The organism is Amycolatopsis sp. 3B14, from assembly GCF_050958625.1.
Lineage (GTDB): Bacteria > Actinomycetota > Actinomycetes > Mycobacteriales > Pseudonocardiaceae > Amycolatopsis_E > Amycolatopsis_E thermoflava.
In genome coordinates this window covers 1-9,538 of sequence record NZ_JBHZEN010000118.1, presented here as the reverse complement: position 1 = coordinate 9,538, position 9,538 = coordinate 1, and the positions used below count along the sequence as shown (strand labels likewise).

The window sequence follows — 9,538 nt, the reverse complement described above, 5'->3', positions numbered from 1 at the left end:
GGGGGACGTGGCTCGCGGCGGTGGTGGTGTTCGACCCGGGCCGCCCGCCGCGAGCCACGTCCCCCGGCCCGGCTGGTACATGCCGGCCCGCAGCCGCCCGAGCAACTGGACCACCGGCGGGGGCGGCGGCACCGGCCGCGCGACCCCGTCCGGCCCGACGACGGCGACATCCACCTCGACGTGCCGCCCGGCGGCGCGGTACTCGGCCCGCATCTGACGCCACCCCGGCGGCACGGCGCCCGCGAGCACCTGCCCGGCCTGGGCGAGGATCTGCCACTGCTGCTGCGGCGTCAGCGGCGCGAACGGCTGGTTCACGGCCGCGAGCCGGACAGCAGACCGGCGGGCAGGTAGTCCGACTCGACGTCGAGGGTGAACCCGACGGCCTGCCCCAGCACCGCGACGGCCAGCGGGGCGAGCGCGACGAACCCTTCGGAGTCGGTGGCCCGGTCCCGCGCCGTCCAGTACTCGCGGTGCAGCTCCAGCGCCTGCACCAGGGCGTCGTTGAAGCGCTCCGCGTCACGGCGGAGGATGTAGTAGAACATCTTGATCGGCGGGTACACCAGCTGCAGCATCGCGCCCCGCGGCGTGATGCGCGCCGAGTCCGGGTCGGTGCCGTCCATCGCGGGCGTGAACATCGACGGTGGCACCCGCTCGCGGCGCAGGAACGCCTGCAGCGACTCGATCCACGGGTACACGTATGGATCGTGATCGACGCCGGAGGCGCGGAGCAGGTCCAGCGGCACCGCGCACAACTCCTGGACACGGGCGTCGTCGCGCAGCACCACCGCGTACCACACCGCGGTCAGCCACTTGCCCGCGTTCGCGTGCCTGGCCGGACCGGTCGCCGGGAGCTGGAACCGGTTGTCCCCCAACTGGTATCCGACCGTGCCCTCGCTCGCCCCGGCCATCGCGAACGTCGCCGCGGCCGCCTGCCCGGTGAGGTCGAACGCTCGCCACGTCGCCGGGTCCGACGCGCCCGGATCGAGGACCGTGCGGTTCCGCGCGACCAGCCCGGCCCACCGGAAGACCGTGTCGACCGCGTCGGCCTTCTTCTCGACGTAGCCGAGGAACTGCCCCAGCCTCGGCTCGGCGGCTTCCACCTCACGGCTCGCGGCCTCGCGGTCGACGGGGTGCCGGGGAACGGTCGTCATGAAGTCGCTGTCCTCACGTCGTCTATTCGCCGAATGGCGGTTGGTAATCGTAGCCCAGATAAGGCTTGTATTCGTATCCCAGGTTCACGTGCGGGGAATCGGTTTCGTCGACGAGCGCGCGCACTTCCACGTAATCCAGCCGGTTGTCCAGCTTCGCCAGTTCCAGTTCCGCGGCGAGGTCCCGGTCCGGGATCCGGCTCGCCACGTCGTCGAAGTAGTCCGGGTGCCCCTGCGCCACGACCCGGTTCTCCCCTGGCAGGTACCGGGAACTGGGCTGGCCACCCGGCCCCTTGGCCTCGTGCACGATGTAGTGCGGCGGTTCACCCGGCTGGTAGTGCACCTCCCAGATCTGGTCGAACTTGCCGGACCCGGGTTTGCCACCGTCGGTCGAGTGGCGCGGGATGATCTCGCCCAACACGTCGCCGGTGTCGGCGTCGACCACCTGGTAGTGCTGGCTGCCCGGCCCGTGGTCCGGGGATTCGCGCAACGTGATCGGCCGGTCCGGGTACGCCTCGCTGAAATCGCGGTGCACGCGGTCGCGGATCGCGTGTTCGGCCGCCCGTTCGCCGAGCGCTTCCGAGGCGTCGTTCTTCTGGTTGTGCGCGTCGACCCAGTCGTCGGCGTCCTCCGGGGTTTCCCGGTAGCGCTCGATCTTTTCCTCGCGGTCGGCGATCTTCTCGTCGATCGCGTCGTAGTCCTCGTCGCGCCAGTCCTGGCTGTGGTCGGGGTAGTCCGGCTGGTCGGGGTTGTCGGGGGTCGCCGGGCTGTCCGGGGTCGCGGGCGTGTCCGGAGTGTCCGGTGTGGACGGATCCGGCGCGCCGGCGAGGTCGTCGGCCTGGCGGGTGGGCGGGTAGACGCGCGAGCGGGCGTCGTCGAACCCGAGCCGTTCCACCGGCGGCCGGTCCGACTTGAAGGCGGGCTTGCCGTCGACGAGGTCGAGCGGCGGCGGCGGGTTCCGCGGATCGACCCGGTTCGGGTTGACCACCAGTTCCTCCACGCCGTCCGCGCGGGTCCGCCGGTAGTAGTGCTCCTCGATGTACTTCGGGTCGGCGATGTTCTCGCGCGGGGTGCGGCCGTCCGGGCCGGGGCGGTCGCGCCAGTCGTCCGGCTCGTCACCGCGGTCGCGGGCGTCGGCCGGGTCCACGTCCTGCTTGTCGGCGTCCCGGGTGCCCGGGGTGAAGCCGTCGTCGCCGGCGCGGGACGTCGTGCCGTCCGGCCGGTGGACCTCCCACTCCCCGGTCGGCGGGATCTTCGGGCGCCGGGTGCCGTCCGGGCCGATCTCGTAGTCCGAGGAGTAGACCCGGCCCTGCGAGTCGCTCCAGCCCGGCCTGGTCGGGGCCAGCACCTCGGTGTCCAGCTCGCGGGACAGCCGGTTCGCGAAGCCGTTGGTGCTGCTGTCGCAGCCGAGCAGGCGGATGGGGCCGCCGTCGTAGCCCGGGTTGCGCCGCAGGATGTCGGCGAACTCCTCCGGGGTGTAGTGGCGGTCGCCGATGCGGGCGCGCCCGTCCGGGGTCACGTGCACGTCGACGGTGTGCCTGCCGTCCGGGTCGGGGCGGACGCGCTGGGGCAGGTCGCCCATTTCCGGGTCGCCCGCGTGGTAGGAGGTGCCGGCCGGGGTGGGCTCGGCGTGGCGCTGGTTGACCTCGTCCGGAGTCAGCGGGTCCTGGTCGTGCGCGATGTCCGGGCTGTCCTGTTCCGGACCGTCCTGGTGTGGGCCGTCGTGGCCGGGGGCGTCCGGATCGGCGGGGTGCGGATCCGGGGTGCGGCCGGGTGCCTCGCCGCGGGCGGCGACCTCGGGCGTGCGGGTGCCCGGGGTGCCGGTCCACATGCCGCCCGGGCGCGCGGACGGCGAGGCCGGTGTGCCGGGCGCGTTCGGCGAGGCGGGTGTGGCGGGTGCGGCGCCCGGGCTCTGCGGGCTGGACGGCGCGTCCGCTTGGCGCGGCGAGGGCACCGGCCCCGGCTCGGCCGGCGCACGCGGGGTGGCCGGGGGCGCGACGGAACTCGCGGAGGTCTGCCCGGAGCTGTGCGGAGCGCTCGACCCGGAGGGACCGTCGGCGGACGGCCTGCCCGCCGGCGCGTCCGGTGAGTGCGGCCCGCTGGGCGCGTCCGGCGCGCCGGGCGAGCGCGGGCCGACAGGCGCGTCCGGCCCGTCAGCCGAGTGCCGTGTGCTGGGCGAGTGCGGCCCACCGGGCGCATCTGGCGCGCCAGGCGAGTGCCGCCCGCCGGGCGAGCCCGAAGCGTCGGGCAACCGTGCTGCGTCCCGCGAGTGCGGCCCACCGGGCGAGTGCGGCGCGTCCGGCGACCCCGGCGCGTCCGGCGAGTGCGCGGGTGTCCGGGCCGGGCCCCCGCTCTCCGGTGACCGGGCAGGCGCGTCGGGCGCCCGCGAGGGCGTGTCCGGGGCGTCGTCGGTGTTCCGCAGCGGCGAACGCGGGCCGGGCCCGTCCGGCGAGGACGGCGCATCCGGCGACGACGGCGCGTCCGCACTACGGGCGGCGGTGCTCGGCGACCGGGGGCCGTCCAGGTTCGGCAGGTCGACGTTGCGGGCGCCGGCGGACGGTACGGACGGGGCCGAGCCGTCCGCGCGCCCCAACCTGCGGCCGATCTTGGTCAGCTGCTGGATGATCTCGTCCAGCTTGCCGATGATCCGGCTGATCCGCGGCGAGACGTTGCCGATGGTCTTGACCAGCTTGCGGATGAAGTCCGAAATCCGCGTCACCGCCGACGAGATCGCCGCCGTGGCCTGCGCGGCGATCAGCGGCGTGGCGAAGCCCAGGGTGCAGGCCGCCTCCAGCGCCCAGGTGATCAGCTTGCCGACCAGCTCGGCCACGATGTCGCGCACCATCTCGCGCACGAACCCGACGACCATCCCCATGATCATCACGCCGGTCGAGATGCCGTCGGCCAGCGACGCCGCCCCCGCGATCGCCTCGGCCTGCTCCGCGCCCGACTGGCGGTAGGTGTCCGCGCCCTGGCCGGTCCAGCCCGCCGTGCCGCCCTCGACCTCGTTCTTGAGGTCACCGGCGACCGCGCCGACCTCCTTGGCCACGTTCGCCCAGGTGTCGGCGAACGACTGGATCACCGGCGGGTCCCCGGCCAGCCAGTCCAGCGCCTCCTTCAGCGGCCGCACGTGCTCGATCAGCCACGCGACCCCGTACTGCGCCAGCGTGCCCAGTGGGTCGATGACCATGGACAGCACCTCGAGACCGGTGCCGAGCGCGCCCAGCCCGCCCTCGACCCACGAGCCGTCCTTGATGCCGTTGGACAGGTCCTGCGCGGACTCGAGGATCCCGATGCCGGTGACCGCGGTCGTCTGCGACTGGGCCTGCGCGACGAGCGGGTTGCTCATGTCAGGGGCTCACCCAGCTGCTTGACCGTCTGCCGGGTGGTGTCGTCCTGTCCGTCGTAGTTGGTGACCGTCGTGCGGACGTTGCCCGCGGTGCCGCTGACCGACTCCGTCGCCACCTCCAGCGCGCGGACGCCCATCTGTTCGAACGGGTCGAGCATCATCGCGAACGGCTGGCAGATCACCCCGAACGCGCTGTTGTCCATGCTCACCTGGCGGGCCGCCTCGACAGCGGTCTGCAAGCGTTCCGCCAGCCCGTCGACCTTGCCCGCGTGCGTGCCGAGCTCGTCGGTGAGCACCTCGTAGCCGTTGGCGGCGCCGCGGGCGGCGGAACCGCCCGCCCTGGTGCCCGCGCCCCGCGCGAAGCTGCTGGTCATCGCTCCCCCTAGTCGCGTCGCAGGAAGGACTGGTCGCCGAAGTCGTCGTCGTCATCGCGCCGGGGCGGCGCCGGGCGGCGCGGCGGACGCGGCGGCTCGTCGTCGGCCTCGTTCTCGATCCGCAGCTGGCGGCCCGGCGCGGGCGGCTCGGGGTCCTCCGGCGGGGCCTCCGGGAAGTTCTCGGCCGCGGTCCGCACGATGTGCTGCGCCGCGCTGTCCGACTCGCCCACCGTGCCGGCCACGATCTCCTGGATGACCTGCGGGTACTTCGACTGGGCCTTCTGCATCGCCTTGAGCACGTTCGCCGCGATCTCGTCCGGGCTCATGCCGCGGACGGCGTCGGTCATGCGCACGTCGGTGGGGATGCCGTTGTTGCCGACGGTCACGCTGACCGCCCCGTTCGCCACCGATTCGGTGATCGAGATCTGCTCGACCTCGTGCTGCATCGCCTGGAAGCGCTGCGACCGCTCGACCGCGTTGCGCTCCCAGTCCCCGACCATGCGCTCGATGTCCGACAGGTCCGCCACCGAAACCCCCTTCCGCTCTTCCTGCAGACGGCCCGGCGACCGTACCGGTTCCACACCGGCCCCGTACTCGGTATCGGCAGGTCCCATACTCGCCCGGATGGACGCTGGACCGATCAAGTGAGGAATCCCAAACCCGAGTCCCAGGACTTGGGCCACTTCGGTCACAACGGCGAACGCGAGGGGGTTAGCCTGGTAGGCGCATCAAGCGGACAACAAGATCGAGATATGGATAGAGGCGAGTCCCTGCCGTGTCCAGCAGCAGCCCTGCGTCACAGTTCGGCCCCAACGAATGGCTCGTCGAGGAGATGTACGACCAGTTCCTCGCCGACCCCTCTTCAGTAGACGCCGCATGGCACGAGTTCTTCTCGGACTTCAAGCCGACGCAGACCACGGAGTCGAAGCCGGACGCCGCACCCGCGCCCGTCCGTGAGCAGCCCGCCAAGCCGGGCAACGGCCAGGTCAACCAGGCTGCGACGGCCCCGGCCGCGCCCGCCCAGCCGAAGCCCGCCGCCAAGCCGGCCGCGCAGCCCGCCAAGCCGGCCGCCGCCAAGCCCGCTGCCGCGAAGCCGGCCGCCGCGGCGACGAAGCCGGCCGCCGCCGAGCCGGAGAGCAAGCAGCTGCGGGGCGCCGCGGCCGCGATCGCCAAGAACATGGACGCCTCGCTGGCCGTGCCGACCGCCACCAGCGTGCGCGCGGTCCCGGCCAAGCTGATGGCCGACAACCGCATCGTCATCAACAACCACCTCAAGCGCACCCGCGGCGGGAAGATCTCGTTCACGCACCTCATCGGCTACGCCATGGTGCGGGCGCTGCAGGACTTCCCGAACATGAACCGGCACTACGCCCTGGTCGACGGCAAGCCGCACGCCGTCACGCCGGAGCACGTGAACCTCGGCCTCGCCATCGACATGAAGGGCAAGGACGGCGGCCGCACGCTGGTCGTCGCCTCGATCAAGAACTGCGAGAACATGACGTTCCGCCAGTTCTGGCAGGCCTACGAGGACATCGTCAAGAAGGCCCGCAACAACAAGCTGACCGCGGACGACTTCGCGGGCACCACCATCTCGCTGACCAACCCGGGCGGCATCGGCACCAACCACTCGGTGCCGCGGCTGCAGGCCGGGCAGGGCGCGATCATCGGCGTCGGCGCCATGCAGTACCCGGCGCACTTCGAGGGCACCAGCGAGGAGACCCTCGTCAAGCTGGGCATCAGCAAGATCATGACGCTGACCTCGACCTACGACCACCGCATCATCCAGGGTGCCGAGTCGGGCGAGTACCTCAAGCGCATCCACGAGCTGCTGCTCGGCGAGGACGGCTTCTACGACGACATCTTCACGTCGCTGCGGCTGCCCTACGAGCCGGTCCGCTGGGTCTCCGACATCCCCGAGGGCGAGATCGACAAGACCGCCCGGGTGCTGGAGCTGATCGACGCCTACCGGATGCGCGGCCACCTGATGGCCGACACCGACCCGCTGAACTACCGCCAGCGCCGCCACGAGGACCTGGACGTCCTCTCGCACGGACTGACACTGTGGGACCTGGACCGCGAGTTCGCGGTCGGCGGGTTCGCCGGCCAGCAGAAGATGAAGCTGCGCGACGTGCTGGGCGTGCTGCGCGACTCCTACTGCCGGACCGTCGGCGTCGAGTACACCCACATCCTGGACCCGGAGGAGCGCCGCTGGATCCAGGACCGGGTAGAGGTTCCGCACGCCAAGCCGGACCCCAACGTCCAGAAGTACATCCTGTCGAAGCTGAACGCGGCCGAGGCGTTCGAGACGTTCCTGCAGACGAAGTACGTCGGCCAGAAGCGGTTCTCGCTGGAGGGCGGCGAGACCGTCATCCCGATGCTGGACACCGTCCTGGACAAGGCCGCCGAGCACGAGCTCGACGAGGTCGTCATCGGCATGCCGCACCGCGGCCGCCTGAACGTGCTGGCCAACATCGTCGGCAAGCCGATCTCGCAGATCTTCCAGGAGTTCGAGGGCAACCTCGACCCGGGCCAGGCGCACGGCTCCGGCGACGTGAAGTACCACCTGGGCGCGGAGGGCAAGTACTTCCGCATGTTCGGCGACGGCGAGACCCGGGTGTCGCTGACCGCGAACCCGTCGCACCTGGAGACCGTCGACCCGGTGCTCGAAGGCATCGTCCGCGCGAAGCAGGACATCCTCGACAAGGGCGACAGCGACACCGGCGGCTTCTCGGTGCTGCCCGTGCTGCTGCACGGTGACGCGGCGTTCGCGGGCCAGGGTGTCGTGGCGGAGACGCTGAACCTGGCGCTGCTGCGCGGCTACCGCACCGGCGGCACCGTGCACATCATCATCAACAACCAGGTCGGCTTCACCACCGCGCCGGAGCACTCGCGGTCCTCGCAGTACGCCACCGACGTGGCGAAGATGATCGGCGCCCCGATCTTCCACGTGAACGGTGACGACCCGGAGGCGGCGCACTGGGTGGCCAAGCTGGCCGTCGACTACCGCCAGGCGTTCAACAAAGACGTCGTCATCGACATGATCTGCTACCGCCGCCGCGGCCACAACGAGGGCGACGACCCGTCGATGACGCAGCCGGCGATGTACGACATCATCGACACGAAGCGCTCGGTGCGGAAGACCTACACCGAGTCGCTGATCGGCCGCGGTGACATCTCCGTCGAGGAGGCCGAGGCCGCGCTGCGGGACTTCTCGAGCCAGCTGGAGCACGTCTTCAACGAGGTCCGCGAGCTGGAGAAGCACCCGATCGCGCCGAGCCCCTCCGTCGAGGAGGAGCAGCAGGTGCCCGCGAAGGTGCCGACCGCGGTGCCCGCCGAGGTCATCGAGCGGATCGGCGACGCGTTCGTCAACGTCCCCGAGGGCTTCACCCCGCACCCGCGCGTCAAGCCGGTCATGGAGCGGCGGTACAAGATGTCCCGCGAGGGCGGCATCGACTGGGCCTTCGGCGAACTGCTGGCGTTCGGTTCGCTGGCGATCGAGGGTCGTCTGGTGCGGCTGTCCGGTCAGGACTCCCGGCGCGGCACGTTCACCCAGCGCCACTCGGTGCTGATCGACCGCAAGACCGGCCGGGAGTACGCGCCGCTGCAGAACCTGGCCGAGGACCAGGGCCGCGTGATGATCTACGACTCGGCCCTGTCCGAGTACGCGGCGGTCGGTTTCGAGTACGGCTACTCGGTGGCCAACAGCGACGCGCTCGTGCTGTGGGAAGCCCAGTTCGGCGACTTCGTCAACGGCGCCCAGACGGTCATCGACGAGTACATCTCGTCCGGTGAGGCGAAGTGGGGCCAGCGGTCGGACGTCGTGCTGCTGCTGCCGCACGGCCACGAGGGCCAGGGCCCGGACCACACGTCGGGCCGCATCGAGCGGTTCCTGTCGCTGTGCGCCGAGGGCTCGATGACCGTGGCGGTCCCGTCCACCCCGGCGAACTACTTCCACCTGCTGCGGCGCCACGCGCTGGACGGCATCCAGCGCCCGCTGATCGTCTTCACGCCGAAGTCGATGCTGCGCAACAAGGCGGCGACGTCGGGCCTGGAGGACTTCACCGGCGACTCGAAGTTCATGTCGGTCATCGACGACGCCGAGGTGGAGCCCGGCAAGGTCCGGAAGGTGCTGCTGACCTCCGGCAAGCTCTACTGGGAGCTGGTGGCCGAGCGGGCCAAGCGCGAGGCCGACGATGTGGCCATCGTGCGGATCGAGCAGTACTACCCGCTGCCGAAGAAGAAGCTGCTGGCGGCGCTGGAGCGCTACACCGGCGCCGAGGTCGTGTGGGTCCAGGAGGAGCCCGAGAACCAGGGCGCGTGGCCGTTCTTCGGCCTCCACCTGCCGCGCATGTTCCCCGACGTGCTCGGCAAGCTGGACGTCGTCTCGCGGCGCCCGATGGCCGCCCCGTCGGCCGGCTCGTCGAAGGTGCACGAGGTGGAGCAGAAGGCACTGATCGCCAAGGCCTTCAGCTGATCTAGCAAGAAAAAGAAGGCGCCCTCCCCCAAAACCCAGGGGAGGGCGCCTTTTCTTTGCACCAAACCGCCGCCCGGCAACGAAAACAGCACCGACCATTCCAACCAGACCTCCCCCGCCCCCGATCCACAGCCGATCTTTAGTCGCCGATCAGCGGGGTCAAGGTACTCTTTCCCGCCTTGACGCCGCTGCT

General features: G+C 71.3%; 5 protein-coding genes and 1 pseudogene. 1 reads left to right on the top strand and 5 read right to left on the bottom strand.

Annotation, left to right across the window (positions count from 1 at the left end; genetic code table 11):
- The 5 genes and pseudogenes from ACCP09_RS39720 to ACCP09_RS39700 form a co-directional block, all read right to left on the bottom strand.
- Positions 1-315 (bottom strand): annotated as a pseudogene (locus tag ACCP09_RS39720) (ferredoxin); the annotation flags it as partial.
- On the bottom strand, positions 312-1,151 hold the full coding sequence (locus tag ACCP09_RS39715; protein WP_123684955.1) for an immunity 49 family protein: 840 nt from the start codon (positions 1,149-1,151) through the stop codon (positions 312-314). The gene ACCP09_RS39715 and the pseudogene ACCP09_RS39720, both read right to left, overlap by 4 nt.
- A 22-nt stretch (positions 1,152-1,173) precedes the next feature.
- Positions 1,174-4,497, bottom strand: coding sequence for a hypothetical protein (locus ACCP09_RS39710; protein ID WP_433754237.1), 3,324 nt, complete (start codon positions 4,495-4,497; stop codon positions 1,174-1,176).
- Positions 4,494-4,871, bottom strand: a complete 378-nt coding sequence (locus ACCP09_RS39705; protein WP_027934183.1) for a type VII secretion target — start codon at positions 4,869-4,871, stop codon at positions 4,494-4,496. The genes ACCP09_RS39710 and ACCP09_RS39705 overlap by 4 nt, the downstream gene beginning before the upstream one ends.
- An 8-nt stretch (positions 4,872-4,879) precedes the next feature.
- Complete coding sequence (locus ACCP09_RS39700; protein ID WP_027934182.1) at positions 4,880-5,398, bottom strand: YbaB/EbfC family nucleoid-associated protein; 519 nt, start codon at positions 5,396-5,398, stop codon at positions 4,880-4,882.
- 248 nt (positions 5,399-5,646) lie between these two features.
- On the opposite strand from ACCP09_RS39700, the gene ACCP09_RS39695 reads away from it, so the two are divergent.
- Positions 5,647-9,345, top strand: a complete 3,699-nt coding sequence (locus ACCP09_RS39695) for a multifunctional oxoglutarate decarboxylase/oxoglutarate dehydrogenase thiamine pyrophosphate-binding subunit/dihydrolipoyllysine-residue succinyltransferase subunit (RefSeq protein WP_027934181.1) — start codon at positions 5,647-5,649, stop codon at positions 9,343-9,345.
- Positions 9,346-9,538: the final 193 nt, after the last annotated feature.

Coding starts and splice junctions, on each gene's coding strand:
- ACCP09_RS39705 (WP_027934183.1), bottom strand. CDS start 4,871: ATGACCAGCAGCTTCGCGCGGGGCGCGGGCACCAGGGCGGGCGGTTCC.
- ACCP09_RS39710 (WP_433754237.1), bottom strand. CDS start 4,497: ATGAGCAACCCGCTCGTCGCGCAGGCCCAGTCGCAGACGACCGCGGTC.
- ACCP09_RS39715 (WP_123684955.1), bottom strand. CDS start 1,151: ATGACGACCGTTCCCCGGCACCCCGTCGACCGCGAGGCCGCGAGCCGT.